The sequence below is a fragment of the Arenimonas alkanexedens genome (assembly GCF_054781355.1).
Map to the genome: position 1 here is coordinate 129,858 of NZ_BAAGUO010000002.1, position 26,900 is coordinate 156,757.

A 26,900-nucleotide genomic window follows, 5' to 3' on the forward strand; every position below is an offset into this window, starting at 1 on the left:
GAGCACGAACGCCTACCTCTACCGCCGAAACGGGACCTCCTACGGAGGCCGCCCTCCTGAGTTTCGGGAGGCCGGGCTGGCCTGTCTTTGCCCGCCTGCGACACCCGCTGGCCTACAATCTGAACCTTATCCCCGGCCGGACGTGCAGATGCCTTCGGATCCAAAACGCATAGACCACGCGCTGGCCTTGGCCAACGCCGGTCGACACGATGAAGCCGATACCCTGCTCGCCCACCTGGCCCGCCAGGACCGCGACCCGATGGCGGCCTGGCATCTTGGCTGGCTGCGGATCGGCCAAGGCGACAGCGAAGGCGCACTGACCGCGCTGGCTGAGTTCGCCGACGACCCGCTGTGCAACGAACGGGCGCGCGAACTGTTGCTCGGCCAGCGTCGCAACGACGAGGCGCTGGCGCTGCTGCGACAGATCCCGCGCCTGTCGTCCGATCCGCGCAGCCTGGTGGCCACGGCCATCGAGCATCACGTCCAAGGCGACTACGCCAAAGCGGCGGCGGCCTGCCGCCAGGCGCTGAAGCTGGCCCCTGCGCACGCGCCCGGCCACAACCACCTTGCCCGCGCACTGCACAATCTTCGCAACCCCCAGGGCGCCATCGCCGAGTTCGAGCGTACGGTCGCCATTGATCCCGGCTATCCCGAGGCATGGCATAACCTCGGCCATTCGCTGCGCACCGTCGGCCAGCACGAGCGCGCCTGCGATGCGCTCAGGCGTGCCCTGACCATCGCCCCGGGCTATCGCTCCGCGCGCCTTGGCCTGGGCATGACCCTGCTGGCGATGGACCGTCCTGCCGAGGCGCTGGAAGCCTTCGACGAGGTCCTGGGCCACGACCGTGACAACGCCGAGGCCCTGCTGCACAGCGCCTTGTGCCTGCAGGCGCTGGACGCGCCGGCCAAGGCCCGCCAACGCTTCGAACAGGCGCTGGCGCTGGAACCCGACAATCCCTGGGTGCACTACTGCTTCGGCATCCTTCTTCATGAGCAGCACCAACTGCCGGAAGCCCGCGCGTCCCTGCAGCGCGCGCTCAAGCTGCACGCTGCCAATCCGGACGCCTGGGCCGCGCTGGCGGCGGTTGCCGAGGAGGCAGGCGATCCCGCGCAAGCCGCCGTGGCGGTCAACACCGGCCTTACCCTGGCGCCGCACCACGGCCTGCTGAACCTGGAGGCGGCGCGGATCGAACGTCGCGCCGGCAAGCCGGACCCGGCCCTGCAGCGACTGGCGGGCGTGGATTCGCGCCGGCTTCCGCCGCGTATCCAGCAGCGCTTTCACTACGAACGCGGCAAGGCACTGGACCAGACCGGCGTTGGCGACGAGGCTTTCGCCTGTTTCGCGCAAGCCAATGCCCTGGCCGAGCGCGAAGTCCGCGGCGTGCGGCGGCGCCCGGACGCGCTTTTGCGCGAATTGGCGGCAATGCGGACTTGGCTGGACCGGGGTCCCGGCGGTCTCGACGCCAACGATGCAGGCGCTGACACCGGCGCCGACCTCTGCTTCCTGGTCGGTTTCCCACGCACCGGCCAGTTCCTGCTCGAGCGTCTGCTGCGCGGTCACCCGGGCCTGGCGATCGTGCAGGACAAGCCCACCCTCGAAGGCGTGGTCGGCACCGTGGCGGGGCTGCCTGGCGGCTATCCGGACGCCATCGCGGCGCTCGACGCCAGCGATCGGGCCGTGCTGCGCCGCAAGTACCGCATGACGCTCGAAAGCGCCGCGGTCGCGCCGGGCCTGCCGGTGCTGGACATCGGCCCGCTGCGCCTGGCCCATGTCGGGCTGGTGCAGGCCTTGTTCCCCAAGGCGAAGCTGTTGCTGACGCAGCGGCACCCGCTCGATGCGGTGCTGCGCAACTTCATGGAGCCGCAGGCGACGCCCGCCGCCTTCCCCGCGTTCCAGACCCTGGAGGGCACGGCGAATTTGTTCGCCGCGCACGCGTCCGCCTGGACCGCAGTCGAACCGCATCTGCGCCTGGCATCGCTCACGCTGCGCCACGAACAGCTCGTGGCGGCGCCGGAAGACACGCTCACGACCGTAGCCGCCTTCCTTGGTCTGGACGTGGATCCGGCCTGGCTGGCCGAAGCCCCCGCGCGACTGACACAGGGCCGCCATCCCCCGGCGGACGCCAGCGCCCCGCACTGGCAGCGCTACCGCACGCCGCTGGCGCCGGTTATGGAACAACTGGCGCCGCTCGCGGCCGGTCTCGGCTATTCGGTCTGAGCGAGCGTTTGACGACAGGCCGAGCCGCCGCCTAGAGTCGGACCCTTCTCTCGGAAGGACCCTCCATGACCTTTGCAACCGGCGCGACCCGCCTGATCTTCCTCGGCCTGCTTTTGATGGCTACCCGCGCCGAAGCCAAGAGCGTTGACGAGGCCGGCATTACCCTCTCGGCCGATGCCACCGCTGCCGAATTCCAGACCCAACGCGCCGCCATCAACGAAGCCCTGGCCGAACCGGAGCTTTATTCCGAAATGGATGCCAACACCCGCAAGAGCCTGCAGGGTTCGCTGGACGCGATGGCGGCCCAGCTCGAGGCCAAGGGCAGCCTGTCCGCCATGGACGAAAGCGAGCGCAGCGCGCTGGAGACCGAAGCCGACCGCGTCAACAAGATGCTGGAAACGGCGCGCAACGAGAGCCGCTTGGTGTGCACCCGTGAGACCACCATGGGCAGCAACCGCGCCCGTCGTGTCTGCATGACCGTGGCCCAGCGCCGCCGCCAGTCGGGCACCGTGCAGCCCACGCGCGAAGACTGAGGCCAGCCCGTCCAGGGGCGTGAAGGCGCCGCCTCCGGGCGGCGCCTTGCATTCAGGCGAACGGATCCTGCAGCACGATCGTGGACTCGCGACCCGGGCCCGTAGATACGATCGCCAGCGGGCAGCCCGCCAACTCCTCCAGCGCGCGCAGGTAGGCGCGGGCGGCGGGCGGCAGCTTGTCCCATTCGGTAACGCCGGCGGTGGACTCGTCCCAGCCCGGGAACTCGAGATACACGGGCGTGCACTCGTCCCAGCCGGCGGCGTCCAGCGGCGCGTACTCGGTGCGCTTGCCGCGGTATTCGTAGGCGATGCAAATCTTGAGCTTCTCCATCCCGTCCAGGATGTCGAGCTTGGTGATGCACAGGCCAGTGATGCCGTTGATGGCTACCGCGCGCTTGAGCGCCACGATGTCCATCCAGCCGCAGCGGCGCGGGCGACCGGTGGTGGCGCCATATTCCTGGCCGCGGTCGCGGATGCCCTGGCCAATATCGTCGTTGAGTTCGGTCGGGAACGGACCGCCGCCGACGCGGGTGGCGTAGGCCTTGGCGATGCCCAGCACGTAGTCGATCGCGTCGGCGCCGACGCCGGTACCGGCCATCGCGCCGCCCACCGTCGTGTTCGACGAGGTGACGTAGGGATAGGTGCCGTGGTCGATGTCGAGCAGGGAGCCCTGCGCGCCCTCGAACATCACGCGCTTACCCTGCTTGCGCAAGTCGTGCAGGATGCCGGCCACGTCGGCCTTCATCGGATCAACGTAGGCACCGAAGGCCAGGGCCTCGTCGAGCGTCTTCTGGAAGTCCACCGCCTCGACACCCAAATACTTCGTGAGCACGAAGTTGTGGTAATCCATCGTGGTGCGGAGCTTCTCGGCCAGCTCCTTGGGGTAGTTCAGGTCGGCCACGCGGATGCCGCGGCGCGCCACCTTGTCTTCGTAAGCCGGACCGATACCGCGACCGGTGGTGCCAATGGCCTTGCCGCCGGCGGCCTTCTCGCGGGCCTGATCCAGCGCGATGTGGTACGGCATGATCAGCGGCGTCGCCGGGCTGATCTTCAGGCGCGAGCGCACTTCAACGCCGTTGCCCTCGAGCTCGGCGATTTCCTTCTGCAGCGCCGCCGGGTGCAGCACCACGCCGTTGCCGATCAGGCACAGCGCGTCGGCGCGCAGGATGCCGGACGGGATCAGGTGCAGCACGGTCTTCTTGCCGCCGATCACCAAGGTGTGGCCCGCATTGTGGCCACCCTGGAAGCGCACCACCGCGCCGATTTCCTCGGTCAGCAGATCGACGATCTTGCCCTTGCCCTCGTCGCCCCACTGCGCGCCCAGCACTACTACCGACTGACCCATGACCCTGACTCCAAGAATGAATTGAGACGCGGGGGCGACGGTCGCCGTGCCCCTTCGCGGGCCCCAGACGTGCAAAAAGCCGGAGGTCGCCCCGGCTTTGCGAAATTATCCTCGGAATGGCGAGCCGGGGCCAGCCCCGCGTGGCGGCCCCGCGGGGCCGCCGTCAGGACTCAGCGCTTGTCGGTGCCGAAGTGGCGCAGGAACTCCGAATCCGGGTCCAGCACCAGCACCGTCTGGCCGTCGGCCATCGAGTTCCGGTAGGCCTCCAGGCTGCGGTAGAAGCCGTAGAACTCGGCGTCCTGGCCGTAGGCACCGGCGTAGATCTCGGCCGCCCGGGCGTCACCCTCGCCTCGAAGCTTCTGGGCGTCGCGCTCGGCTTCGGCGATGGTCACCTGGCGCTGGCGGTCGGCTTCCGAGCGGATGGTTTCGCTCTGCTCCACGCCCTCGGCGCGCAGCTGGTTGGCCACCTGGGTGCGCTCGGTGCTCATGCGGCTGTAGACCGTGCGCAGGATGTTGCTGTCATCGGGCAGGTTGATGCGCTTGATGCGCACGTCCACTACTTCGATGCCCAGCGACTGGGCGCCGCGGTTGACGGCCTCCAGGAAGTTGCCGGAGAGTTCGGCGCGTCCGGCCGAGACTACTTCCTGCAGCGTGCGCTGGTTGATTTCGTTGCGCAGGGCGTTCTTGACGATGGGCGTCAGACGCTGGCGTGCCGCGTCTTCGTTGCCGCCGTTGGCGGCGCGATAGAAGGTCGCAACGTCGTTGATCTTCCACTTCACGAAGAAGTCGACGCTGACGTCCTTCTTCTCCGAGGTCAGGTAACGCTCGGGGGCGTCGTCGAGCGAGAGGATGCGCTGGTCGAAGCGACGCACCTCCTCCACCAGCGGCCACTTGAAGTGCAGGCCGGGCTGAAGGTCGCTGCGCACGACGCGGCCGAGGTTGAGCACGATCGCGGTCTGGGACTCATTGACCACGAACATCGAACCCATGGCTGCGAGCAAGGCAGCGATGGCGAGGAAAACAATCACGGTGACGTTACGCATCTCAGCGACCTCCCGGGCGGCGTTCAGCGCGCGGGTCGCGCGAGGGCGTGGCATCTTCCGGCGTCGTCGACGCGGCCTGGGTCGCCGGCAGGCGGACCACCGGGGCCTCCATTGGGACGCCGGCACGGGCCGGGGTGCCGCCGATCGGCAGGTACAGGATGTTGTCGCTGCCGCCGACCACCTTCGGGTTGCTGGCCATCACCAACTGCATGGTCTCGAGGTAGAGGCGCTTGCGGGTGACTTCGGGCGCCTGCCGGTATTCGGCGGCAAGCAGGCTGAAGCGCTCGCCGTCACCCTCGGCGCGGGCGATGGTGGCGACCCGGTAACCTTCGGCCTCCGTGCGCAGGCGCGCGGCGACACCGCGGGCCTCGGGCAGGACCTTGCTGGCGTAGGCGCGGGCTTCGTTCTCGATGCGGTTCTTGTCTTCGCGCGCGCTGATCGCGTCATCGAAGGCTTCCTTCACTTCTTCCGGCGGACGTGCATCCTGCAGGTTGAAGTTCACCACGGTTAGCCCGGTCTGGTAGAAGTTCAGCGACTCCTGCAGGCGCTCCTGGGCCGAGATCACCAGCGCCGCGCGGTCGAACAGCACGGTGTCCATGGTGCTGCGGCCGACGACTTCGCGAACGGCACTCTCGGCCGCGTCGCGCAGGGTCTGCTCAGGATTCACCGATCCGTAGAGGAACAGGCGCGGGTCGTCGCGGCGATATTGGGCGTTGAACTTGATGTCGATCAGGTTCTCGTCCTGGGTCAGCACGCGGACCTGGTCACTGAGCTCGACCACCTGGGTCGCGTCAACGATGGTCACGGTTTCTATCGGCCAAGGCCATTTGAAGTTTGGGCCCGGCGTCATGATCCGGTTGAACTCGCCGAAACGCAGCACCACGCCGCGCTGGCGCTCATCCATCAGCTTGAAGCTGTTGAACACGAGCCAGATGCCGACCAGCCCCACCACCCACGGCACGGGATTGAATCCGCCGGCCGCCGGGCCGCCGCGACTTCCGCCGCCACCGCCGCCGCCAAACATTCCCTTCAGGCGATTCACGAAGGCTTCGACCTCGTTACCGGGGTCTTTTCCCTTCCAGGGGTCTTGGTTGCCTTTTCCAGGCTGATTCCAGGCCATGCTTGCTCCGTCGCGCGCCGCCGGGGCCGGGTTCCTGACGGGGGCCAGGTCCGGGGCAGTGCGCTTTAGTCAGTCTCAGGATTGTAGGTAGGGGCGCCGGAGGCTACAAGCAAGAGCGCGTGAAGTGGATGCCCGCCGGATTCCTCCGCCAGGCGCTCCGCCGCCGCCAGCGAAAGGTCCAGCTCAAGCACCCAGCCGGATTCATCGCCCTGCTCGGACACCACCGCGCCCAGCGCGTGAAGACGCGCCCGCAGGCGGCCGTCGGCCGGCCCCAGGCGCAGGCTGCCGCTGAACCGGCGCTCGACGAAGCGTCGCGCCAGCAGATCACGCAGCAGCTCAAGGCCTTCGCCGGAACGGGCCGACAGCCAGATCCGCTCGCGCCCCTCTACTTCCGGGTCGTGACGCGGCTCCGCGCCCTCGATCCGGTCAATCTTGTTGAACACCAGCACTTGCGGGATCTCACCGGCGCCGATTTCCTCCAGCACCCTGTCCACCTGCCCGATGCGTTCATCACGCAATTCGTCGGCCGCGTCGATCACATGCAGCAGCAGGTCGGCATCGCGCGCCTCGGCCAGCGTGGAGCGGAACGCCGCGACCAGCTCATGCGGCAGGTCGCGCACGAAGCCGACCGTATCCGACAGCACCAGCGGCGCGACGCCCTCGACCCGACGAACGGTCGGATCGAGCGTGGCGAACAGCCGGTCGTCAGCGTAAACGCCCGAGCCGGTGAGCGCGTTGAACAGCGTGGACTTGCCGGCGTTGGTGTAGCCCACCAGCGCCACCCGCGGCACTTCGTTGCGCAGGCGCGCGCGACGCATCTGGGTGCGCTGCACTTCGACCTTGTCCAGCCTTGCCTGCAGCGATTCGAGCCGCTTCTGCAGCATGCGCTTGTCGAGCTCGAGCTGGGTTTCGCCGGGGCCACGCAGGCCGATGGCGCCGCCACGCTGGCGCTCAAGATGGGTCCAGCCGCGCACCAGGCGGGTGGCCCAGTGTTTGAGCTGAGCGAGCTCGACCTGCAGCTTGCCTTCGTGGGTGGCCGCCCGCTGGGCAAAGATGTCGAGGATCAGGCCGGTGCGGTCCACCACGCGGCGCTTGAGCGCGCGCTCAAGGTTGCGCTCCTGGCCGGGCGTGAGCAGATGGTTGACCAGCACCAGGTCGGCGCCCGTGGCTTCGCAGGCCGATTGGGCTTCCTCGAGCTTGCCGGTGCCGATGTAGTAAGCCGCGTTCGGCTTCTCGACCCGCGCCATCAGCGTGCCAACCACGGTGGCGCCCGCCGAGCGCGCCAGCTCCGAGAATTCTTCCAGCAGGGCCGGGTCCTGCTGGCCCGGCGCATAAGGCTGGATCAGCAGGGCCCGTTCACCCTTTCGGGCGCGCTCAAACATCAGCGATCACGACGGTTGCCAGGGCGATCAATCGTCCAGGCCCGCCTCGTCTTCGTCGCCACCGGCCACCGAGGCGCCGCCCGGACCCACGCGCACGTTGCGCGCCGGGACCACGGTGGAGATCGCGTGCTTGTAGACCATCTGGCTGACGGTATTACGCAGGAGCACTACGAATTGGTCGAAGCTTTCGACGGTGCCCTGGAGCTTGATGCCGTTGACCAGATAGATAGACACGGGGATGCGCTCGCGACGCAGCGCATTCAGGAAGGGATCCTGGAGGGATTGGCCTTTGGACATGTGGACTCCGTTCTTCTTGTTGTGGCGCGCCAGCTGGCGCGATTTGCGGCCAAATGGGTCCGTGGCCGCGAATGGCGCAATTCTACCAGCAGTTGCCGTCACGGTCGGGCGAGGAAGGCCGCCAGGGACTGCTGCAATTCAGGCTGGTCGCGGGCCGGGTCGAACCAGCGGGCATCACGCTGGCCGCGCAGCCACGTGAGCTGGCGCTTGGCCAACTGCCGGGTGGCGGCGATCGCTTCTTCGCGGAAGCCAGCAGCATCGGTGATGCCGTCCAGATGGCGCCAGGCCTGCCGGTAGCCAACCGCACGCATCGCGGGCAGATCGGGCTGCAGCCGCGGGTCGGCCTTCAGGCGCCGCACCTCGTCCAGGAATCCCGCCGCCAACATCTGGTCGAAACGGCGGGCGATGCGTTCATGCAGCACTGCGCGATCGGTCGGCGCCAGCACCAGGCGCAGCACGCGGAAGGGGAAGCGCCGCGGCGCCTGCTCGCCCTGCCAGACGCTGATCGGTCGACCGGTCAGGCGATACACCTCGAGGGCGCGGGTAATGCGCTGGGCGTCACGCGGCTTGATACGCAGGCCAGCGGCGGGGTCCACCGTGGCCAGCTCGGCGTGCAGGGCGGACCAGCCGCGCGTCGCCCCCTCCGCCGCGATCGCCGCCCGAAGCGCGGGGTCGGCGGTGGGCAGCTCGGACAGGCCGTCGAGCAGCGCGCTGAAGTACAGCCCGGTGCCGCCGACCAGCAGCGGCACGCGCCCTCGATCGGCCAGGGCCTGCATGGGCGGCAGCGCCTCGCGCGCGAAGTCGGCGGCCGAAAACACCTCGTGCGGATCGCGCACGTCGATCAGGTGGTGGCGAACGCGATCGAGCTCGTCCCGGCTGGGTTTGGCCGCGCCGATGTCGAGCCCGCGATAGACCAAGGCCGAGTCAACGCTGACGACCTCGGTGTCCAGCCGCCCAGCCCAGTCCAGCGCCAGCGCGGTCTTGCCCGAGGCCGTGGGACCCATCAGCGCGATGGCGAGGGGGCGGGAATCGTGCAAGTGCGACGCTCCGGGGGCAGGGACGGCAAGCTTAGCCTGACTCGTGCAGCGCGGCCGCCGCTCGCCTATGCTGGTCAGAACCCGGGGGAGACACCATGTCGCGCACCAAGGCCATCGCGTTCCTGCTCGTGTTCCTGGTGCCGGCCTTGATGCCGGCGGCCGCCTGGCTCGGCGCGGCCACCGGCCGGCCGGAGCTGATGGCCTGGTTCCCCCTGTTCTTCCTGTTCGTGCTGCTGCCGGCCGCGGACTACGCGCTGGGCCATGACCCCATCAACGTCCCGGCCGAACGCGAGCGCGAACTGGCGCTGCGCCCCTGGTTCAAGGCACTCACTCTCGCCTGCCTGCCGGTGCAGCTGGCGGTGCTGGCGTGGTCGGCCTACTGGTTCGCCAACGCTGGCTTCGGCCCGGCGGGCATGGCGGGCTGGCTGCTGTCGCAAGGCATCGTCGGCGGCATCCTGGCCATCAACACCGCGCACGAACTCGTTCACAAGGACGGCAAGCTCGAGCCTTTCGTGGGCGGCATGTTGCTGACCAGCGTCGGCTACCACGGCTTCAAGATCGAGCATCTGCGCGGTCATCACGTGCACGTCTCGACGCCGCTGGACGCCTCCAGCGCGCGCTTTGGCCAGTCGCTCTGGGACTTCCTGCCGCGGGCGATGTGGCGCAACACGCTCAATGCCTGGCGGCTCGAGGCACGCCGACTGCAGGGACTGGGCCTGCCCGCGCTGCACTGGCGCAACGAAATGATCGGTTGGACCGCCCTGTGGCTCGTCTTTGCGGCCGCCTTCGGGCTGTGGCTGGGGCCGGTGGGGCTGGCCTTCTTCCTGCTGCAGGGCCTGTTCGCGGCCGGCTCGCTGGAGATCATCAACTACATCGAGCATTACGGCCTGGAACGCCAGCGTGGCGCCGACGGGCGCTACGAGCGCACCACCCACCTGCACAGCTGGAATTCGGACTACGCGCTCTCGAACCTGCTGCTGTTCCAACTGCAGCGCCACTCCGACCACCACGCCTTCCCCAAGCGTCGCTACGCCATCCTGCGCCACCATCCGGACAGCCCGCAGCTGCCGGGCGGCTATTCGTCCATGTTCGTGCTGGCCCTGATGCCGCCGCTGTGGCATCGCGTGATCGATCCGCGCGTCCAGGCGTTCCGCCAGGCGCGCGCGGCCTGAGCAGCACGCTGTCCACACAGCCTGTGGACAAGTAGGGGAGAAGTCCTGTGGACGGATTGCCGCGAGCCCCATGGGACGCGGGTGTCCACCGACTTGGTCAGTAAGTGACCAGCCGGCGAATCAGTCCTCGTCGGGCCAGCGGATGCCGGCCTTGGCGGCGGTCGGCTTGGGCGCCGGATGCGCGGCTACGGCCGCCCATACCTTGATGGCATCCACCGTGGCCGCAACGTCATGCACGCGCAGCAGGCGGGCGCCGTACTCGGCCGCCAGCACCGCCGCGGCCACTGACGCGTGCAGGCGTTCGCCGACGTCGCGGCCGGTGACTTCCCCCAGGCTGCGCTTGCGCGAGAAGCCCGCCATCAGCGGCAGGCCCAGGTCGAGCAGGCGCGACTGCTGGCGCAGCAGCAGGAAATTGTGGTCACTGGTCTTGCCAAAGCCATAGCCGGGATCGATCACCAGGCGCGATTTGGCGATACCCGCCATTTCACAGGCGAAGATGCGTTCGGCCAGGAAGCGATGCACGTCGCCGACGACGTCGTCATAAGCGGGGGCGGCCTGCATGCTGCCGGGCTCGCCCTGCATGTGCATGAGCACCACCGGCACCCCGAGTGCAGACGCGGCCTCGAGTGCGCCTTCGCGACGCAGCGAATAAACGTCATTGATCATGCCGGCGCCGGCGGCGATCGCGGCCCGCATCACCTCGGGCTTGGAGGTATCTATCGAAATCGGCAGAGAGGTCTCTCTCGCCAGGCGTTCGATCACCGGAATCACCCGACGCAGTTCCTCCTCCAGCGAGACCGGATCGGCGCCGGGGCGGGTGGACTCGCCGCCGACATCGAGCAGATCAGCGCCCTCTTCTGCCAGCCGGAGGCCGTGCGCCACCGCGGCTTCGACGGTGTCGTGGGCGCCGCCGTCGGAGAACGAGTCCGGCGTGACATTGACGATGCCCATCACCCGCGGGCGGTCGAGCTTGAGCAGGCGGCCGGCGCAGTCGAGTTGCGGCGTGAGGTCGAACATGGCCCGTCAGGTCTGGGGCATGGGGCCGCCGAGCGGGCCGGCGGCGTTGCCCGGACCCGGGTCGTCCTTGGAGACGCGGCCAGACTTGGCCCATTCGGCCGGCGGGCCGGGACGGCGGCCTTCCATGATCGCGTCGATCTGCAGCGCATCGATGGTTTCGTAGGTCAGCAGCGCCTCGGCCATGACGTGCAGCTTGTCCATGTTGTTGGTGAGGATTTCGGTCGTGCGCGCATAGGCACGATCCAGAATGCCGCGCACCACTTCATCGATCTTACGGGCGGTGTCGTCCGAGACCGACTTGTGCTGGGTTACCGAACGACCCAGGAACACCTCGTCCTCGTCCTCGCCGTAAGCGATCGGACCGAGTTCGTCCGACAGACCCCACTTGGTGACCATGTTGCGGGCCATCTTGGTGGCGCGCTCGATGTCGTTACTGGCGCCCGTGGTGACCTTGTCGGTGCCGAAGATCAGCTCTTCGGCAACGCGGCCGCCGTACAGGGAGCTGAGCATCGACTCGATGTGGGTGCGGTTGTAGCTGTACTTGTCGCCTTCCGGCAGGTACATGGTCACGCCCAGCGCACGGCCGCGCGGAATGATGGTGACCTTGTAAACCGGATCGTGGTCGGGCACGACGCGGCCGACGATGGCGTGGCCGGCCTCGTGGTAGGCGGTCAGCTTCTTCTCGTCCTCGCTCATGATCATCGAGCGGCGCTCGGTGCCCATCAGGATCTTGTCGCGGGCGCGGTCGAAGTGCTCATGGCGCACGGCCTTGGCATTCTCGCGCGCCGCGAACAGGGCGGCCTCGTTGACCAGGTTGGCCAGGTCGGCGCCGGAGAAACCCGGGGTGCCGCGGGCAATCGTCATCGCCTCGACGTCATTGTCGAGCGGGACTTTGCGCATGTGCACCTTCAGGATCTGCTCGCGGCCGCGCACGTCCGGCAGGCCGACATGCACCTGGCGGTCGAAGCGACCCGGGCGCAGCAGGGCCGGGTCGAGCACGTCCGGGCGGTTGGTGGCGGCGATGATGATCACGCCCTCACCGCCCTCGAAGCCGTCCATCTCGACCAGCAGCTGGTTCAAGGTCTGCTCGCGCTCGTCGTGACCGCCGCCCAGGCCGGCGCCGCGGTGGCGGCCGACAGCGTCAATCTCGTCAATGAAGATGATGCAGGGCGCATGCTTCTTGGCGGTCTCGAACATGTCGCGCACGCGGCTGGCGCCGACGCCGACGAACATCTCGACGAAGTCAGAACCCGAGATCGAGAAGAACGGCACCTTCGCCTCGCCAGCGATGGCGCGGGCCAGCAGGGTCTTGCCGGTACCCGGGGGACCGACCATCAGCACGCCGCGCGGGATCTTCCCGCCCAGCTTCTGGAATCGGCCCGGATCGCGCAGGAATTCAACCAGCTCACCCACTTCTTCCTTGGCTTCGTCGCAGCCGGCGACGTCGGCCAGAGTGACCTTGACCTCGTTCTCGCCCTGCATCTTGGCCCGCGACTTGCCAAAGCTCATGGCGCCCTTGCCGCCGCCCTGCTGCATCTGGCGCATGAAGTAGATCCAGACACCGATCAGCAGCAGGATCGGCAGGAAGCTGGTGACCAGGCTCCAGAACAGCGAGCGCTCGGACGGCTTTTCCTGGACCGTGACCACGGCGTTCTCGAACAGCGTGTCCACCAGCAGCGGATCGCGCGGATTGGCGGTGGTGAACTTGCTGCCGTCCTTGCGCTCGCCGACGATGCCGATGTTGTTGGCATCGATGTTCACTTTCGCGACGCGGTCGGATTTCACCTCGTCGATGAACTGGTTGTAGGTCAGTTCGCTGGACGGGGCGTTCACGGGCGCGGACATGCTCTGGAACACCGCCATCAGCACGACGGCAACGATCAACCAGAGCAGCAGGTTCTTGGCCAGGTCATTCATGCTTTGCTTCCTCGACGCTTGCCCAGGGCCAGCGCATAGACTTCGTTCGATCGGCGACGGGAGGCCGCCGGCTTGCGGATTACCAGTTTGTCGTAGCGGGTCCTGAGATCCTTGACGTAGGCATCGAAGCCCTCGCCCTGGAACAGCTTGATCAGGAAGTTGCCGCCTTGCTTCAAATGGGTTTCCGCGAAATCGCGGGCCAGCTCGGACAGGTACATCGCCCGGGCCAGGTCCACGGTATCCACACCCGTCATGTTGGGGGCCATGTCGGAAAGGACAAGGTCCACCGGCTTGCCGCCGAGCAGGGATTCCAGTTGGGACAATGGCCCGTCCTCTCTGAAATCGCCGTGAATGAATTCGACGCCCGCGATGGGCGGCATCTCCAGGATGTCCAGGGCGATGATCCGGCCATGGTCGCCCAGGTCGCGGCGCACTACCTGGGACCAGCCGCCGGGGGCCGCCCCGAGGTCCACTACGACCATGCCGGGCTTGAGCAGGCGGTCCCGCTCGATCAACTCCTCGAGCTTGTAGGCGGCGCGCGAGCGCATGCCTTCGGCCTGGGCCCGTTTCACGAAGGGGTCGTCGAAGTGTTCCTTGAGCCAGCGGGGGCTGCTTTTGCTGCGTGCCATGGGGCGGCCAGGCGGCCTTTTTGAGGGCGGGAGTGGCTGTCATGATACCCTACGCCCCCTTTGGAACCTGCCCGGAACGTCATGGTCGCCGCCCTCAGCAATCCCCAGAAGCGTTACCTGCGCGGCCTGGCACACGACCTCAAGCCCGTGATCCTGGTCGGTGCCAAGGGCGTCACCGACAGCCTGGTGGCCGAAGCCGGCCTCGCGATCGATCGTCACGAGCTGATCAAGGTGCGTGTGGCCGCCGGCGACCGCGAACTGCGTGATGAATGGATCGGCGCCCTCTGCGAACGCACTGAAGCGGCCCTGGTCGCGCGCATCGGCAACATGGCAGTGCTCTATCGTCGCAGCCAGGACAACCCGCTGATCGTACTGCCCAAGGCCTGAGCGCCTCGCGATCGTGCAGCTGTCGCAGGAAAACCCGGATTTCATCTACGTGCTGCGCGGCGTCAGCGCCGCCGGCGTGCTGGTGAATCAGGAAACCCTGTCGGCGAGCTTCGTACTTACCCCGAACCAGTTGCTGTCGACCTGGCGCCCGGCGTCGGTGGACGAGCTGCAGCCGCAGGACATGAACGCCGTGCTGGCGCTGGAACCGGCCCTGGTCCTGCTGGGTACCGGTCCGCGCCAGCGCTTCCCCTCGCCCGCCGTGATGGCCGCCCTGCTTACCCGCGGTATTGGTATTGAGGTGATGGACAGCGCCGCGGCCGCCCGCACCTTCAACGTCCTGGCCACAGAAGGGCGGAAGGTCGTGGCTGCGTTTCTCGTTCCTGGCTGATCGGGCCTGAAGGCCCTCCTACAGGGGGGGCAGGACGGTCAGGGGGTCTACGGGCTTGCCGTTGCGGCGGACTTCGAAGTGGAGCATGTCGCGGCTGGTGCCGCTGCGACCGAGTTCGGCGATTTGCTGGCCTGCGGTGACCGCGGTGCCCTCGCCTACCAGGCGCTGGCGGTTGTGGGCGTAGGCGGACAGCCACTCGTCGCTGTGCTTGACGATGATCAGCTCGCCATACCCCACCAGGCCAGCGCCTGAATACACCACGACGCCGTCGGCGGCGGCCACGACGGGCTGGCCGGCGGTGCCGGCAATGTCGAGGCCCTGACGCTTCGGGTCACCGGCGGCAAAGCGGCCGATCAGCTGGCCGCGGGTCGGCCAGCGCCAGCCGGCGGCGCTGACGACGGCGGGGACGATGGGTGCCGACGGCACCACCACCGGCGTGCCCTGCACGGCGCCGGCGCCAGCGGTCGGGAGGGTCGGAACCACGGCCACCGGCGGCGTTACCGCGCCGGCAGCGACGGGCGCGGAAACCGCCGGTCGCGGCGTCGGCGTGACCGGCTCGAAACCGCCGGCGGCGGGCCGCGGCGCAGGCATGCCGGTGACCGACGCGCCGGCTGCAGGCCGTCGACCCGCCGGCGCCAGTCGGAGGCTCTGGCCGGGATAGATGGTGAAAGGCGCAGGAATGCGGTTCCAGGTGGCCACCTCGCGGTAGTCCAGGCCGTGCCGGAAGGCGATTCCGTACAGCGTGTCGCCGGCACGTACCAGGTACTGACCGTCCTGCGGCGGTGCCTGGACGGCACGCGAAGCGTTCGGCGTCGGCCGCGCGCCTTCGCGCTTGACCACCCGCGAATGCCCGCAGGCCGCCAGCAGCAAGGCAGCGAGTAGAAGAACCAGGGCGCGTGCGGTCATCGTCGTCATCCCCGCATGTTCAACCAGATGATGGCGCCAATGATGACTGCCGCCACAATCCAGCCGACGGTTTCGATGTAGCGGCGCAGGTGCGGCTCAATTCGCGGCCCACCCCAGGCGATGAGGCCGGCCACCAGCAGGAAGCGCAGGCTGCGACCGATAAGCGAGGCCAGGGCGAACGGCAGCAGCGGCATCGCTGCCGCGCCGCCGGCAATCGTGAACACCTTGAACGGGATCGGCGTGAACGCCGCCACGAACATGATCCACACGCCGTAACGGGTGAATTGGTCCTGCACCGACTGATAGTGACCGAGGTAGCCCACCCGCTCGATCCAGGGCATCAGCACCTCGATGAAATAGAAGCCAAGCGCGTAGCCGATCAGGCCACCGAGCACCGAGGTGATCGCGGCGATCAGGCCATAGCGCAGCCAGCGCTTCGGGTGTGCCAGCGCCATCGGCGCCAGCATCACGTCGGTGGGCACGGGAAAGAAAATTGACTCGATGGCGCTGATGAAGCCCAGGTACCAGGGCGCCCTTTCGTGCGCCGCCAGGCGCCGGCAGGTGTCGTACAGCGGTCCGAACACCTTCACTCAGAGCGTCCCCGGCAGCAGCGGCACGAATACAACGGCGCCGAGATCTTCCTGCACCAGTTCACCCTCCACCCGCCGCACGCGCAGCAGGCGTTGGCCGCTGGCAGCGCCGATCGGCGCCACCAGGGTGCCGCCCTCGGGCAGCTGTTCGAACAGGGCCGGCTCCAGCGCCGCCGCGCCCGCGGTGACCAGGATGCCCGGGAAAGGCGCGTACTCGGGCCAGCCGACGCGGCCATCGTCGTGTTTGGTGCGGATATTCAGGCCCAGGCTGCGGAAGCGGCGGCGCGCGACCCGCAGCAGTTCTTCAATGCGCTCGACGCTGTAGGTTTCCAGCCCCAACGTGGCCAGCACGGCGGCCTGGTAGCCCGAACCGGTTCCCACCTCGAGCACGCGCGAGGGCACGCCGTGCTCGATCAGCGCGGCGGTCATGCGCGCGACCACCCAGGGCTGGGAAATGGTCTGGCCGTTGCCGATCGGCAGCGCAGTGTCTTCGTAGGCGCGGCTGGCCAGGGCCTCGTCGATGAAGAGGTGTCGGGGCACGGTGCGCATCGCGGTCAACACGCGCTCGTCGGCGATACCGCCCTCGGCGCGCAGGCGCTCGATCATGCGGTCGCGGGCGCGCGGCGATGTCATGCCAAGCCCGTGGGCCGCCGGCTGGGTGTGGAATCGCGGCGTCATGCTTTCGAGGTCATGCCTTCGCCCAGGCCACCGACCCAACTGGCGACTTTCTCGAGCGCCTGGTAACGGGTGAGATCGACATGGATGGGCGTGATCGAGATATGGCCGGTGCGAACCGCGTGGAAATCGGTGCCGGGGCCGGCGTCCTGCTCGGGGCCGGCCGGACCGATCCACCACAGCGGGCGACCGCGCGGATCAACCTGTTCGATGCAGGCCTCGGCGCGATGACGGTGGCCCAGCCGGGTGACTTCATAGCCGCGCAGCTGGTCCCAGGGCAGATCGGGCACGTTGACGTTGAGAATGGTGTCGGCCGGCAGCGGGTCCACCAGCAGCCGCGCGGTGATCTCCAGCGCCGCCCGGGCGGCACTGTCGTAGTGGCGCGCCGACTGTTCGCTGGTGACCAGGGACATCGCCACAGCCGGCAGGCCCAGGAATCGGCCTTCCATCGCCGCTGCCACGGTGCCCGAGTAAATGACGTCATCACCGAGGTTGGCGGCCGAGTTGATGCCGCTGACCACGATGTCGGGATCGGCGTCGAGCAGGCCGGTGAGCGCGAGATGGACGCAGTCGGTGGGCGTGCCGCCCACGCGCCAGACTCGCTCGCCAATTTCCTTGACGCGAATCGGAGCGTCCAGGGTCAGCGAGTTGCTGGCGCCGGAGCGGTCCCGGTCGGGGGCCACCACGGTTACGTCGTGGCCGGCCGCCCTCAGGCTTTCGGCCAGCACCCGGATGCCCGGGGCTTCAACGCCATCGTCATTGCTTACCAGTACGCGCATTCGGGGTCCCGCGGAAAGATCACATGATAACGGATGCGCCCGGGGTCGCGGCCACCTTGTCATCACCGCGCGGCGGGTTAGTCTTCAATCATGAAGCGCAAGCCGCCCCGCCCGCCCGCCGTCGCGCCAGAAGACGTTGCACTGTTCCGCGAAGCCATCGGTGAAGTGCGCGAGATCGTGCCGCCGCCTTCCGGACCCGAGCGCCCGCGCCCGGCACCGGTTCCGCGGATGCAGGCGCGTGACGAGGCGCTGGCGCTGGTGCAGTCACGCACCGCCAGCTACCTCGAGGCGACCATTGATGCGGCCGAAACGCTGGCCTACCGCCGCGACGAGGTGCCTGAAAAGGTGCTCAAGGCGCTCAAGCGAGGCCAGTACAGCCTGGGCGGCGAACTGGACCTGCATCAGCTGCGCGCGGTGGAAGCCGAGCGCTGGCTGCGTCAGTTCCTGCACGAGTCCCGTGCGCTGGGCCACGCCTGCGTGCGGGTGATCCACGGCAAAGGCCTGCGTACCGCCGAAGGCGGCTCGGTGCTCAAGGCGCTGGTAGACCGGATGCTGCGCCAGCGTGCGGACGTACTGGCGTTTGCTTCGGCGCCCGAGGCGATGGGCGGCACCGGCGCGGTGCTGGTGCTGCTGGCCAAGAAGCGCCCTGGCGAGCGCCTGGGCCTGGCCTGAGCCCTCAGCCGCCCATCGTGGCGTCGGCCACGTCGCCCAGTTCCACCAGCAGGCCAGTGGCGTAGGCGCCAGGCGCCAGTGCGAAGCTCACCTCCAGCTGATCCTCCGCCGGCCACTGCCAGGCCAGCCCGCCAACGCGTACCCGCAGGGCGCGGCGCTCCTGCTTGAGGCCCGCCGCCTCAAGCCCGGCGCGCAGGTCGGCGAAGGGCGCAACCGCCGCCTCCTCGAGTGACCGCACGGCGCCGCGCGAGCGCAATTCGCCGATTCCCCACTGCGGGCCGGTCGGATGGATATCCTGGGCCGCGGCCCGCGCCGACGTGGCCTCGTCCAAAGGCTCCGGACCGAACACGCTCTGGCTGCCGTCAAGCATCCAGACCTCGCCTTCGTCGCCCCGGGCCCAGGTACCGGCGCTGATCCGCGCAGCCACCACGGCGTTGAAGATTTCCGAGCGGGCCGACGACAGGTAGATCGAGCGCTGCTCGCGCGGCACCCGCTGGCCGGCGAACATGCGGCGCGCGGACTCGACGTTGTCGCCCTCGCGCCCGAAGCGCTGCACGCCGAAATAGTTGGGCAGGCCCTGCTCCGAAATCGCCTGCAGGCGTGCTTCGATCGCCGCACGATCGCCAGACACCTCACGCAGGCGCAGCACGAAACGATTGCCCTTGAGTGCGCCGCGCGGCAGCTTGCGGTTGTGCCAGTGCGAGGCCAGCACGCGCAGGTCATCGGACACCAACCCATCCAGCGCCGGCGACACGCGCTTGGGGAAATGCACCGAGAAGCGCTGCCTTGTGACCGCATGGCGATCCTTCATGCCCGCGTAGCCCACGCCCATCTCGGGAATGCCGGCCCACTGCGCGATGCGCTTGGCGGCGAAGGCGGTGTTCATTCCGCGCTTCTCCACCGTCAGCAGCAGGTGCTCACCTTCGCCGGTGGGTTCGAAGCCGTCGATTTCCTCAACGGCGAAATCGTCGGTTTCGGCACGGAAACGCGCCTTCAACACCGGTGCACCATGGGCCCGCGGCAGCTCGCTCATGCGCGCACCAGCAGGGCTACGGCCATCGCCGCCAGACCCTCGCCACGCCCGGTGAAACCGAGCTTTTCGCTGGTGGTGGCCTTGACGCTGATGTCGTCGAGGTCAACGCCCATATCCTCGGCCAAATGGCGGCGCATCGCCAAGGCATGTGGCGCCAGCTTGGGCCGCTCGCAGACCACGGTGACGTCCGCGTTGCCCAGTCGCCAACCGCGCTCCGCCAGCAGCGCGCGGCAGTGCCTCAGGAAGTCGCGGCTGTCGGCATCCTTCCAGCGTTCGTCACTTGGCGGGAAATGCACGCCGATGTCGCCCAGCGCCAGCGCGCCCAGCAAGGCGTCGCACAGGGCATGGATCACCACGTCGCCATCGGAGTGCGCGACCAGGCCGCGATCGTGCGCGATGCGTACGCCGCCGAGCACGACGTGATCGCCCTCGCCGAAGGCGTGCACGTCGTAACCCTGTCCCACGCGAATATTCGTCATTTCAATGGCCATCAATAAGCAATGTTTTTCAAGTCCGGGCCGACAGCAGGTACTCGGCCAGGGCGAGATCAGAGGGGGTGGTGATCTTCAGATTGTCGTCGCGGCCCTCGACCAGGCAGGGGCGCAGGCCCAGCCGCTCCATGGCCATGGCCTCGTCGGTGACGCGGATGCCGGCGCGCATCGCCGCCTCCAGCGCACGGACCAGGCCGCCGCGACGGAACAACTGCGGCGTCAATGCGCGCCAAAGGCCATCGCGTGGCTCGGTGGACTGGCTCTTGCCGATGGCGTCGGCGCGCTTGAGGGTGTCGCGCACCGGCGCCGCCAGCAAAGCGCCGATCGGATCGGCCTGGCCAATCTGGATCAGCCGCGCCAGATCGTCCGGATGCAGGCAGGGCCGCGCCGCATCGTGCACCAGCACCCACTGGTCGGCATCGACACTGGCCGGGAGCGCGTGCAGTCCGGCCAGCACCGAGTCGGCGCGTTCGGCGCCGCCGACGCAGGTAATCACGGGCTTGCCGCCGATCTCACGCCAGCCGGGCCAGTCACTGTCTTCGGGCGACAGCGCCACCACCACACCGTCCACGTCATCGTGGGACAGCACGGCCCGCAGGCTGTGCTCGATCACCGTGCGGCCGGCCAGCGACAGGTACTGCTTGGGTCGTTCGCCGCCGAAGCGGGTACCGCGGCCCGCGGCCGGCACGATGGCCCAGGTCACTGTTCCGGCTCCGGAGACGGTCGGGCATCGCGCTCGGTGTCACCGCGCGGCGGTGCCGAACGCGCGGACTCGACCACGCGGTAGAAGGTTTCCCCTGGCTTGATCATGCCCAGCTCGCTGCGGGCCCGGTCCTCGACCGCCGCCTCGCCCGACTTCAGGTCTTCAACTTCGGCCGACAGGTCGTCATTGCGCTGCTGAAGGCGCGCATTCTCGCGCCGCTGCTCGGCCACTCGCTCCTGCAGCGCCCGCGCCTCGCCCAGTGCACCTTCGCCCCACCACAATTTGTACTGCAGGCCCGTGAGGAGCAGGAGCAGTAGCGCGAGGGCCCACCAGCGTCGCAAGGGTGCGTGCTCAGCGCTTGAGACTGATGAACGCGTCGCGGCCGGCGTAGCGGGCCTTGGTGCCCAACGCTTCCTCGATGCGCAGCAGCTGGTTGTACTTCGCCACCCGGTCGCTGCGGCACAGCGAACCGGTCTTGATCTGGGTCGCCGTGGTGGCGACCGCGATGTCGGCGATGGTGGTGTCTTCGGTCTCGCCCGAACGGTGCGACACGATCGCGGCGTAGCGATGGGCGTCGGCCATCGCGATGGCCTCCAGTGTTTCAGTCAGCGTGCCGATCTGGTTGACCTTGATCAGGATCGCATTGGCGACGCCCTGGTCGATGCCGTCCTTGAAAATCTTCGGATTGGTGACGAACAGATCATCGCCAACCAGCTGCACCTTGGACGACAGTCGCTCGGTCAGCAGTTTCCAGCCGGCCCAGTCATTCTCAGCCATGCCGTCCTCGATCGTGATGATCGGGTACTGCGCGCTCCATCCGGCCAGGAAGTCGACGAACTGCTCCGGCGTGAGCCGCTTGCCCTCGCCCACCAGGTTGTACTTGCCGTTGTCGAAGAACTCCGAGCTGGCCACGTCCAGGCCCAGCAGCACATCTTCACCGGCCTTGTAGCCGGCCTTGCCGATGGCCTCGAGAATGACCTCGATCGCTTCCTCGTTCGAACGCAGGTCCGGCGCGAAGCCGCCCTCGTCGCCCACCGCAGTGCCCAGGCCCTTGCCCTTGAGCACGGCCTTGAGCGAATGGAATATCTCGGTGCCGCAGCGCAGCGCTTCGGCAAAGCTTTCGCAGCCCACCGGCAGCACCATGAACTCCTGCATGTCGACGTTGTTGTCGGCGTGCGCTCCGCCATTGATGATGTTCATCATCGGCACCGGCAGCGCGACCTCACGGCCGCCGGCCAGGTGCGCCCAGAGCGGCTGGCGCTTGGAAGCCGCCACGGCGTGGGCATTGGCCAAGGACACGCCGAGCAGTGCATTCGCGCCCAGGCGACCCTTGTTCTCGGTGCCGTCGAGGTTGATGAGCTTGGCGTCCAGTCCCGCCTGGTCGGCGCCGTCAAACCCCTTTAGCGCATCGGCAATCGTGGTGTTGACGTTGGCCACGGCCTTGCGCACGCCCTTGCCCAGGTAGCGACTCTTGTCGCCATCGCGCAGTTCCACCGCTTCCTTGGTGCCCGTGGAGGCACCCGACGGCACCATGGCGCGGCCGAAGCTGCCGTCGGCGAGGGTGACCTCGGCCTCAAGCGTGGGATTGCCGCGGCTGTCGAGAATCTCGCGGGCGTGGATCTTGGCGATATTGGTCATGATGTGGTCGTCTGTTTCCGGGATTCGTGGATCAGGGTTTCAAGGCGCAGCGCCTGAAGCTGCCGCGCCAGCCGTGAACGGGCCAGCGCCAGCACGACGCGCAACGTGACGCCGAGCAGGCCGGCGCCCAACAGCACCAGCATGATGGCCAGCGGCAGCCGGTGGGCATCGTCGAAACGAAGCTCGCGCATGATCGAGGTCAGGACGTACAGCGCGAAGATCGCCAGCAGGGACCGCCGCAGCCAGTCGCGCACTTGGTCCAGCACCGTCAGCCGCACCTCGATCAGGGCTGCCTTGCTGGCGATACCGTCTTTCACATCGACTGCTCGAGGAAACCAGATCGCTTGGTCACGCGATCGAGCTCCAGCAAGGTCTCGAGCAGCGCCGCCATCTTCGGCAGCGGCCAGGCGTTGGGGCCGTCTGAGAGGGCCTTGCTCGGGTCCGGATGGGTTTCCATGAAGAGGCCGCTGATGCCGACCGCCACGGCCGCGCGCGCCAGCACCGGCACGAACTCGCGCTGGCCGCCGGACTTGCCGTCCATGCCGCCGGGCAGCTGCACGCTGTGGGTGGCGTCGAACACGACCGGGCAGCCGGTGTCGCGCATCACGCTCAGCGAGCGCATGTCGGACACCAGGTTGTTGTAGCCGAAGCTGACGCCGCGCTCGCAGGCCATGATCTGGGTGTTGCCGGTGGCCAGAGCCTTGTCGGTGACGTGCTTCATTTCCCAGGGCGACAGGAACTGGCCCTTCTTGATGTTCACCGGCTTGCCGGCACGCGCGACCTTCTGGATGAAGTCGGTCTGGCGGCACAGGAAGGCCGGCGTCTGCAGCACGTCGACCACCGAGGCCACTTCGTCCATCGGCGTGTATTCATGCACGTCGGTGAGCACCGGCACGCCGATCTGGCGCTTCACCTCGGCCAGCACCTTCAGGCCGGCTTCCAGGCCCGGGCCGCGGAAGCTGGTGCCCGAGGTGCGGTTGGCCTTGTCGAAACTGGACTTGAAGATGAAGTTGATGCCGAGCTTGCCGGTGATTTCCTTCAATTGGCCGGCGACGTCGAGCTGAAGCTGCTCGGATTCGATCACGCAGGGGCCGGCGATCAGGAAGAAGGGTTGGTCCAGGCCGACCTTGAAGCCGCAAAGGTCCATCAACGATCTCCTGTAGGAGCGGCTTCAGCCGCGATTGCCTGGTTTTCGGCAAAAAGCTTCGGGCCTGAAGGCCCTCCTACGGCGGCCTTGTGCTGGCGGGCGGCGGTGATGAAGCCGATGAAGAGCGGATGGCCATCGCGCGGCGTGGACAGGAACTCCGGGTGCGCCTGGCAGGCGATGAACCACGGATGGTTGGGCAGTTCGATCATTTCCACCAGCAGGTCGTCCATGGACTTGGCGCTGATCACCAGGCCGGCGTCCTCGAGCTGGGTGCGATAGCGATTATTGAATTCGTAGCGGTGGCGATGGCGCTCGCCAACCACGTCCTTGCCGTAGATCTCGCGCGCCTTGGTGCCGGGCTTGAGGCGTTGGTCCTGCAGGCCCAGGCGCATGGTGCCGCCGAGGTCGGACTTCTCGTCGCGGCGCTCGAGTTCGCCGCTGGCGGTACGCCATTCGGTGATCAGGCCGATCACCGGGTGGGCGCAGTTGCGGTCGTTCTCGGTGCTGTTGGCGCCCGCCAAGCCGGCGACATTGCGCGCGAAGTCCACCACCGCGGCCTGCATGCCGTAGCAAATGCCGAAATAAGGTATGCCGTTCTCGCGGGCGTGTTTGGCCGTCAGCACCTTGCCCTCGAAGCCGCGGTCGCCGAAACCACCGGGCACCAGGATCGCGTCCACCCCGGCCAGCACGGACACGCCTTCCTTTTCGACCTGCTCGGATTCGAGCCACTTGAGCCGGACCCGCGTGCGCTGGCGCAGGCCGCCGTGCTTGAGCGCCTCGGACAGGGACTTGTAGGCGTCCTGGTGGTCAATGTACTTGCCGACCACCGCCACCGTGACTTCGTCCACCGGGTGCTCGGTCGCGTCCACCACCGCCTGCCATTCAGACAGGTCGGCCGGCTTGGCCTTGTCTTCCAGCCGCAGGCGTTCGACCACGATCTGGTCGAGCTGCTGGTCGTGCAGCCACAGCGGCAGCTTGTAGATGTTGTCCACGTCCACGCAGCTGATGACAGCCTTCTCGTGCACGTTGGTGAAGAGCGCGATCTTGCGGCGCTCGGAGTCGGGCAAGGGCCGCTCGCTGCGGCAGACCAGGATGTCCGGCTGGATGCCGATCGAGCGAAGCTCCTTGACCGAGTGCTGGGTGGGCTTGGTCTTGAGCTCGCCGGCCGCTGCGATGTAGGGCACCAGGGTCAGGTGCATGAAGATCGCCTGGTCCGGGCCGCGCTCGGTGCGGATCTGGCGGATGGCCTCGAGGAAGGGCAGCGACTCGATGTCGCCTACGGTGCCGCCGATCTCGACCAGCCCCACGTCGAAGCCGTCGGTGGCTTCGAAGATGGCGCGCTTGATCTCGTCGGTGATGTGCGGGATCACCTGCACCGTGCCGCCCAGGTAGTCGCCGCGGCGCTCCTTGCGGATCACGTTTTCGTAAATGCGGCCGGTCGTGACCGAATTCTTGCGGCTCAGGCGCACGCGCAGGTAGCGCTCGTAGTGGCCCAGGTCGAGGTCGGTCTCGGCGCCGTCGTCGGTGACGTAGACCTCACCGTGCTGGAACGGGCTCATGGTGCCCGGGTCGACATTGATATAGGGATCGAGCTTCATCATGGTTACGCGCAGGCCGCGCGCCTCCAGGATGGCGGCCAGCGAGGCCGCGGCGATGCCCTTGCCGAGCGAGGACACCACGCCACCGGTAACGAAGATAAGACGAGTCATGAGGTATGCGGGCGCTGGAAAACCGCATTCTACCGGCTGAGCCGCCTCGGGGCGAGAAACTTTTTCGCATCAATGACTTGTGTCGGCGCCCCCGGCCGCCTGCCTTGACCGGCCCGGTCGCGACGCCCATCCTGCGGGCCTCCCCATGCCCTGCCCCACCGAGCCCACCCCCGGATGAATACCCGCTACAACGCCGCCGACATCGAAGTCCTCTCGGGCCTGGACCCGGTCAAGCGCCGGCCCGGCATGTACACCGACACCACCCGGCCCAACCACCTGGCCCAGGAAGTGATCGACAACTCGGTGGACGAGGCCCTGGGTGGCCATGCCAAGACGGTCGAGGTGACCCTGTTCGCCGACGGCAGCTGCGAGGTGATTGACGACGGCCGCGGCATGCCGGTGGACATCCATCCGGAGGAAAAAATCCCGGGCATCGAGCTGATCATGACCCGCCTGCACGCCGGCGGTAAGTTCAGCGGCAAGAACTACACCTTCTCCGGTGGCCTGCACGGCGTTGGCGTCTCGGTGGTCAATGCGCTGTCGAAGCGGGTCGAGGTGGTGATCCGTCGCGAATCGCAGGAGCACCGCATGGAGTTCCGCGACGGCGACCGCAGCTCGGCGCTGGAAGTGGTGGGCACGGTCGGCAAGCGCAACACCGGCACGCGGCTGCGGTTCTGGCCGGATCCCAAGTACTTCGACACCCCCAAGTTCGCGGTCAAGGCGCTGCGCCATCTGCTGCGCGCGAAGGCCGTGCTCTGCCCCGGCCTGACCGTGAAGCTGTTCGACGAGGCCACCGGCGATCGCAACGAGTGGTACTACGAGAACGGGCTGCGCGACTACCTGCGCGGCGAACTGGTGGGCCGCGACCTGCTGCCGGCCGAGCTGTTCGTGGGCCACGTGAGCAAAGACACCGAAATCGTGGACTGGGCCGTGGCCTGGGTGCCGGACGGCGAACTGGTGCAGGAAAGCTACGTGAACCTGATCCCGACCGCCCAGGGCGGCACCCACGTCAACGGCCTGCGCTCGGGCTTCACCGACGCGCTGCGCGAGTTCTGCGACTTCCGCAACCTGCTGCCGCGCGGCGTCAAGCTGGCGCCCGAGGACGTCTGGGACCGGGTCAGCTACGTGCTCAGCGTCAAGATGACCGACCCGCAGTTCAGCGGCCAGACCAAGGAACGGCTCAGCTCGCGCCAGGCCGCGGCCTTCGTCGAGAACGCTTCGCACGACGCGTTCTCGCTCTGGCTCAACCAGCACGTCGAGACCGGCCTGCAGATCGCCCAGCTGGCGATCGACCGCGCGTCGGCCCGGCTCAAGACCGAGAAGCAGGTTACCCGCAAGAAAATCACCCAGGGCCCGGCCCTGCCCGGCAAGCTGGCCGACTGCATCAGCCAGGACCTGGGCCGCACCGAACTCTTCCTGGTCGAGGGCGACTCCGCCGGCGGCAGTGCCAAGCAGGCCCGCGACAAGGAATTCCAGGCCATCCTGCCGCTGCGAGGCAAGATCCTGAATACCTGGGAAGTCGAGTCCAGCGGCGTGCTCGCCTCGAACGAGGTGCACGACCTGGCCGTGGCCATCGGCTGCGATCCCGGCGTGGAGAACATCGAAGGCCTGCGCTACGGCAAGGTGGTCATCCTGGCCGACGCCGACTCCGACGGCCTGCATATCGCCACCCTGCTCTCGGCGCTGTTCCTGCGCCATTTCCCGGCGCTGGTGAAGGCCGGCAACATCTTCGTGGCCATGCCGCCGCTGTTCCGCGTCGACGTGGGCAAGCAGGTGTTCTATGCCCTGGACGAGGAAGAGAAACGGATCCTGCTCGACCGGATCGAGAAGGAAAAGATCCGCGGCCAGGTCAACGTCACCCGGTTCAAGGGCCTGGGCGAGATGAACCCGGTGCAGCTGCGTGAGTCCACCATTCACCCGGACACGCGCCGCCTGGTGCAGCTGACGGTGGACGATAGCGACGACACCCGCGCACTGATGGATATGCTGCTCGCCAAGAAGCGGGCATCGGACCGCAAGGCCTGGCTGGAAGCCAAGGGCGACCTGGCCTCGCTGGAAGTCTGAACCCCGGC

General features: G+C 67.8%; 28 protein-coding genes. 7 read left to right on the top strand and 21 right to left on the bottom strand.

The window, feature by feature from the left end; genetic code table 11:
• Window positions 1-148 precede the first annotated feature (148 nt).
• Window positions 149-2,218 carry a tetratricopeptide repeat-containing sulfotransferase family protein gene (locus tag ACYVGY_RS05130; RefSeq protein ID WP_460456392.1) on the top strand — a complete coding sequence of 690 codons (2,070 nt, stop codon included), beginning with the start codon at window positions 149-151 and terminating at the stop codon, window positions 2,216-2,218.
• 65 nt (window positions 2,219-2,283) lie between these two features.
• On the top strand, window positions 2,284-2,751 hold the full coding sequence (locus ACYVGY_RS05135; RefSeq protein WP_460456393.1) for a hypothetical protein: 468 nt from the start codon (window positions 2,284-2,286) through the stop codon (window positions 2,749-2,751).
• 52 nt (window positions 2,752-2,803) lie between these two features.
• Here the strand turns inward: ACYVGY_RS05135 and ACYVGY_RS05140 are convergent, their stop codons facing one another.
• From ACYVGY_RS05140 to miaA, 6 genes are all read right to left on the bottom strand, one after another.
• The gene (locus ACYVGY_RS05140) at window positions 2,804-4,096 is read right to left on the bottom strand and encodes an adenylosuccinate synthase (RefSeq protein WP_460456394.1); all 1,293 of its coding nucleotides are present in this window, start codon (window positions 4,094-4,096) and stop codon (window positions 2,804-2,806) included.
• A gap of 170 nt (window positions 4,097-4,266) precedes the next feature.
• Window positions 4,267-5,139 carry a protease modulator HflC gene (gene hflC / locus ACYVGY_RS05145; protein ID WP_460456395.1) on the bottom strand — a complete coding sequence of 291 codons (873 nt, stop codon included), beginning with the start codon at window positions 5,137-5,139 and terminating at the stop codon, window positions 4,267-4,269.
• 1 nt (window position 5,140) lies between these two features.
• Complete coding sequence (gene hflK, locus ACYVGY_RS05150; protein ID WP_460456396.1) at window positions 5,141-6,259, bottom strand: FtsH protease activity modulator HflK; 1,119 nt, start codon at window positions 6,257-6,259, stop codon at window positions 5,141-5,143.
• 65 nt (window positions 6,260-6,324) lie between these two features.
• Window positions 6,325-7,641, bottom strand: coding sequence for a ribosome rescue GTPase HflX (gene hflX, locus ACYVGY_RS05155; RefSeq protein WP_460456397.1), 1,317 nt, complete (start codon window positions 7,639-7,641; stop codon window positions 6,325-6,327).
• 27 nt (window positions 7,642-7,668) lie between these two features.
• Window positions 7,669-7,938, bottom strand: coding sequence for an RNA chaperone Hfq (gene hfq / locus ACYVGY_RS05160; protein ID WP_460456398.1), 270 nt, complete (start codon window positions 7,936-7,938; stop codon window positions 7,669-7,671).
• Between the two features lie 98 nt (window positions 7,939-8,036).
• Window positions 8,037-8,942 carry a tRNA (adenosine(37)-N6)-dimethylallyltransferase MiaA gene (gene miaA / locus ACYVGY_RS05165; RefSeq protein WP_460456946.1) on the bottom strand — a complete coding sequence of 302 codons (906 nt, stop codon included), beginning with the start codon at window positions 8,940-8,942 and terminating at the stop codon, window positions 8,037-8,039.
• A gap of 128 nt (window positions 8,943-9,070) precedes the next feature.
• Between miaA and ACYVGY_RS05170 the strand changes: the two genes are divergently transcribed.
• Window positions 9,071-10,147 carry an alkane 1-monooxygenase gene (locus ACYVGY_RS05170; RefSeq protein WP_460456399.1) on the top strand — a complete coding sequence of 359 codons (1,077 nt, stop codon included), beginning with the start codon at window positions 9,071-9,073 and terminating at the stop codon, window positions 10,145-10,147.
• A 120-nt stretch (window positions 10,148-10,267) separates the two neighbouring features.
• Here the strand turns inward: ACYVGY_RS05170 and folP are convergent, their stop codons facing one another.
• The 3 genes from folP to rlmE are packed head-to-tail and all read right to left on the bottom strand — an operon-like array spanning window position 10,268 to window position 13,710.
• On the bottom strand, window positions 10,268-11,164 hold the full coding sequence (gene folP / locus ACYVGY_RS05175) for a dihydropteroate synthase (RefSeq protein WP_460456400.1): 897 nt from the start codon (window positions 11,162-11,164) through the stop codon (window positions 10,268-10,270).
• Between the two features lie 6 nt (window positions 11,165-11,170).
• Window positions 11,171-13,081, bottom strand: a complete 1,911-nt coding sequence (gene ftsH, locus ACYVGY_RS05180; protein WP_460456401.1) for an ATP-dependent zinc metalloprotease FtsH — start codon at window positions 13,079-13,081, stop codon at window positions 11,171-11,173.
• Window positions 13,078-13,710, bottom strand: coding sequence for a 23S rRNA (uridine(2552)-2'-O)-methyltransferase RlmE (rlmE, locus tag ACYVGY_RS05185; RefSeq protein ID WP_460456402.1), 633 nt, complete (start codon window positions 13,708-13,710; stop codon window positions 13,078-13,080). Before rlmE ends, ftsH begins: the two co-directional genes overlap by 4 nt.
• Window positions 13,711-13,791: 81 nt before the next feature.
• On the opposite strand from rlmE, the gene yhbY reads away from it, so the two are divergent.
• Complete coding sequence (gene yhbY, locus ACYVGY_RS05190; protein WP_460456403.1) at window positions 13,792-14,097, top strand: ribosome assembly RNA-binding protein YhbY; 306 nt, start codon at window positions 13,792-13,794, stop codon at window positions 14,095-14,097.
• A 13-nt stretch (window positions 14,098-14,110) separates the two neighbouring features.
• Window positions 14,111-14,485 (top strand): Mth938-like domain-containing protein, encoded by a 375-nt coding sequence (locus tag ACYVGY_RS05195; RefSeq protein ID WP_460456404.1) that lies wholly within the window; start codon window positions 14,111-14,113, stop codon window positions 14,483-14,485.
• An 18-nt stretch (window positions 14,486-14,503) separates the two neighbouring features.
• Here the strand turns inward: ACYVGY_RS05195 and ACYVGY_RS05200 are convergent, their stop codons facing one another.
• From ACYVGY_RS05200 to surE, 4 genes are read right to left on the bottom strand one after another with little or no spacing between them, the layout of a single operon-like run.
• Window positions 14,504-15,391: a peptidoglycan DD-metalloendopeptidase family protein gene (locus ACYVGY_RS05200; protein WP_460456405.1), complete on the bottom strand. Its 888-nt coding sequence runs from the start codon at window positions 15,389-15,391 to the stop codon at window positions 14,504-14,506.
• Window positions 15,392-15,396: 5 nt separating this feature from the next.
• On the bottom strand, window positions 15,397-15,981 hold the full coding sequence (locus ACYVGY_RS05205) for a YqaA family protein (RefSeq protein ID WP_460456406.1): 585 nt from the start codon (window positions 15,979-15,981) through the stop codon (window positions 15,397-15,399).
• Window positions 15,982-16,659, bottom strand: coding sequence for a protein-L-isoaspartate(D-aspartate) O-methyltransferase (locus tag ACYVGY_RS05210; protein ID WP_460456407.1), 678 nt, complete (start codon window positions 16,657-16,659; stop codon window positions 15,982-15,984). It lies immediately after the preceding gene.
• Window positions 16,656-17,435, bottom strand: a complete 780-nt coding sequence (surE, locus tag ACYVGY_RS05215; RefSeq protein WP_460456408.1) for a 5'/3'-nucleotidase SurE — start codon at window positions 17,433-17,435, stop codon at window positions 16,656-16,658. Before surE ends, ACYVGY_RS05210 begins: the two co-directional genes overlap by 4 nt.
• Window positions 17,436-17,525: 90 nt before the next feature.
• Here surE and ACYVGY_RS05220 point away from each other — a divergent pair, with 90 nt between their 5' ends.
• Window positions 17,526-18,107, top strand: a complete 582-nt coding sequence (locus ACYVGY_RS05220) for a Smr/MutS family protein (RefSeq protein WP_460456409.1) — start codon at window positions 17,526-17,528, stop codon at window positions 18,105-18,107.
• 4 nt (window positions 18,108-18,111) lie between these two features.
• Here ACYVGY_RS05220 and truD read toward each other — a convergent pair whose 3' ends face one another.
• Genes truD through ACYVGY_RS05260 form a run of 8 tightly spaced genes read right to left on the bottom strand, consistent with a single transcriptional unit; the run spans window position 18,112 to window position 24,828 of the window.
• Entirely contained in the window at window positions 18,112-19,140 is a 1,029-nt protein-coding gene (truD, locus tag ACYVGY_RS05225; protein WP_460456410.1) for a tRNA pseudouridine(13) synthase TruD, read from the bottom strand.
• Complete coding sequence (gene ispF, locus ACYVGY_RS05230) at window positions 19,137-19,619, bottom strand: 2-C-methyl-D-erythritol 2,4-cyclodiphosphate synthase (protein ID WP_460456411.1); 483 nt, start codon at window positions 19,617-19,619, stop codon at window positions 19,137-19,139. Before ispF ends, truD begins: the two co-directional genes overlap by 4 nt.
• 28 nt (window positions 19,620-19,647) lie before the next feature.
• The gene (gene ispD, locus ACYVGY_RS05235; protein ID WP_460456412.1) at window positions 19,648-20,334 is read right to left on the bottom strand and encodes a 2-C-methyl-D-erythritol 4-phosphate cytidylyltransferase; all 687 of its coding nucleotides are present in this window, start codon (window positions 20,332-20,334) and stop codon (window positions 19,648-19,650) included.
• Complete coding sequence (gene ftsB, locus ACYVGY_RS05240; protein WP_460456413.1) at window positions 20,331-20,675, bottom strand: cell division protein FtsB; 345 nt, start codon at window positions 20,673-20,675, stop codon at window positions 20,331-20,333. Before ftsB ends, ispD begins: the two co-directional genes overlap by 4 nt.
• 10 nt (window positions 20,676-20,685) lie before the next feature.
• Window positions 20,686-21,972 (bottom strand): phosphopyruvate hydratase, encoded by a 1,287-nt coding sequence (gene eno, locus ACYVGY_RS05245; protein ID WP_460456414.1) that lies wholly within the window; start codon window positions 21,970-21,972, stop codon window positions 20,686-20,688.
• Window positions 21,969-22,289: a hypothetical protein gene (locus ACYVGY_RS05250; RefSeq protein WP_460456415.1), complete on the bottom strand. Its 321-nt coding sequence runs from the start codon at window positions 22,287-22,289 to the stop codon at window positions 21,969-21,971. Before ACYVGY_RS05250 ends, eno begins: the two co-directional genes overlap by 4 nt.
• Window positions 22,286-23,119, bottom strand: a complete 834-nt coding sequence (kdsA, locus tag ACYVGY_RS05255; RefSeq protein ID WP_460456416.1) for a 3-deoxy-8-phosphooctulonate synthase — start codon at window positions 23,117-23,119, stop codon at window positions 22,286-22,288. The genes ACYVGY_RS05250 and kdsA overlap by 4 nt, the downstream gene beginning before the upstream one ends.
• Window positions 23,119-24,828, bottom strand: coding sequence for a CTP synthase (locus tag ACYVGY_RS05260; protein ID WP_460456417.1), 1,710 nt, complete (start codon window positions 24,826-24,828; stop codon window positions 23,119-23,121). The genes kdsA and ACYVGY_RS05260 overlap by 1 nt, the downstream gene beginning before the upstream one ends.
• A gap of 174 nt (window positions 24,829-25,002) precedes the next feature.
• On the opposite strand from ACYVGY_RS05260, the gene parE reads away from it, so the two are divergent.
• Complete coding sequence (gene parE / locus ACYVGY_RS05265) at window positions 25,003-26,892, top strand: DNA topoisomerase IV subunit B (RefSeq protein ID WP_460456418.1); 1,890 nt, start codon at window positions 25,003-25,005, stop codon at window positions 26,890-26,892.
• Window positions 26,893-26,900 lie beyond the last annotated feature (8 nt).

Bases quoted from the DNA above. Each gene is read 5' to 3' on its own strand.
- ACYVGY_RS05130 (WP_460456392.1), top strand. From the start codon at position 149: ATGCCTTCGGATCCAAAACGCATAGACCACGCGCTGGCCTTGGCCAAC.
- ACYVGY_RS05135 (WP_460456393.1), top strand. From the start codon at position 2,284: ATGACCTTTGCAACCGGCGCGACCCGCCTGATCTTCCTCGGCCTGCTT.
- ACYVGY_RS05140 (WP_460456394.1), bottom strand. From the start codon at position 4,096: ATGGGTCAGTCGGTAGTAGTGCTGGGCGCGCAGTGGGGCGACGAGGGC.
- hflC (WP_460456395.1), bottom strand. From the start codon at position 5,139: ATGCGTAACGTCACCGTGATTGTTTTCCTCGCCATCGCTGCCTTGCTC.
- hflK (WP_460456396.1), bottom strand. From the start codon at position 6,259: ATGGCCTGGAATCAGCCTGGAAAAGGCAACCAAGACCCCTGGAAGGGA.
- hflX (WP_460456397.1), bottom strand. From the start codon at position 7,641: ATGTTTGAGCGCGCCCGAAAGGGTGAACGGGCCCTGCTGATCCAGCCT.
- hfq (WP_460456398.1), bottom strand. From the start codon at position 7,938: ATGTCCAAAGGCCAATCCCTCCAGGATCCCTTCCTGAATGCGCTGCGT.
- miaA (WP_460456946.1), bottom strand. From the start codon at position 8,942: ATGGGTCCCACGGCCTCGGGCAAGACCGCGCTGGCGCTGGACTGGGCT.
- ACYVGY_RS05170 (WP_460456399.1), top strand. From the start codon at position 9,071: ATGTCGCGCACCAAGGCCATCGCGTTCCTGCTCGTGTTCCTGGTGCCG.
- folP (WP_460456400.1), bottom strand. From the start codon at position 11,164: ATGTTCGACCTCACGCCGCAACTCGACTGCGCCGGCCGCCTGCTCAAG.
- ftsH (WP_460456401.1), bottom strand. From the start codon at position 13,081: ATGAATGACCTGGCCAAGAACCTGCTGCTCTGGTTGATCGTTGCCGTC.
- rlmE (WP_460456402.1), bottom strand. From the start codon at position 13,710: ATGGCACGCAGCAAAAGCAGCCCCCGCTGGCTCAAGGAACACTTCGAC.
- yhbY (WP_460456403.1), top strand. From the start codon at position 13,792: ATGGTCGCCGCCCTCAGCAATCCCCAGAAGCGTTACCTGCGCGGCCTG.
- ACYVGY_RS05200 (WP_460456405.1), bottom strand. From the start codon at position 15,391: ATGACCGCACGCGCCCTGGTTCTTCTACTCGCTGCCTTGCTGCTGGCG.
- ACYVGY_RS05210 (WP_460456407.1), bottom strand. From the start codon at position 16,659: ATGACGCCGCGATTCCACACCCAGCCGGCGGCCCACGGGCTTGGCATG.
- surE (WP_460456408.1), bottom strand. From the start codon at position 17,435: ATGCGCGTACTGGTAAGCAATGACGATGGCGTTGAAGCCCCGGGCATC.
- ACYVGY_RS05220 (WP_460456409.1), top strand. From the start codon at position 17,526: ATGAAGCGCAAGCCGCCCCGCCCGCCCGCCGTCGCGCCAGAAGACGTT.
- truD (WP_460456410.1), bottom strand. From the start codon at position 19,140: ATGAGCGAGCTGCCGCGGGCCCATGGTGCACCGGTGTTGAAGGCGCGT.
- ispF (WP_460456411.1), bottom strand. From the start codon at position 19,619: ATGACGAATATTCGCGTGGGACAGGGTTACGACGTGCACGCCTTCGGC.
- eno (WP_460456414.1), bottom strand. From the start codon at position 21,972: ATGACCAATATCGCCAAGATCCACGCCCGCGAGATTCTCGACAGCCGC.
- kdsA (WP_460456416.1), bottom strand. From the start codon at position 23,119: ATGGACCTTTGCGGCTTCAAGGTCGGCCTGGACCAACCCTTCTTCCTG.
- ACYVGY_RS05260 (WP_460456417.1), bottom strand. From the start codon at position 24,828: ATGACTCGTCTTATCTTCGTTACCGGTGGCGTGGTGTCCTCGCTCGGC.
- parE (WP_460456418.1), top strand. From the start codon at position 25,003: ATGAATACCCGCTACAACGCCGCCGACATCGAAGTCCTCTCGGGCCTG.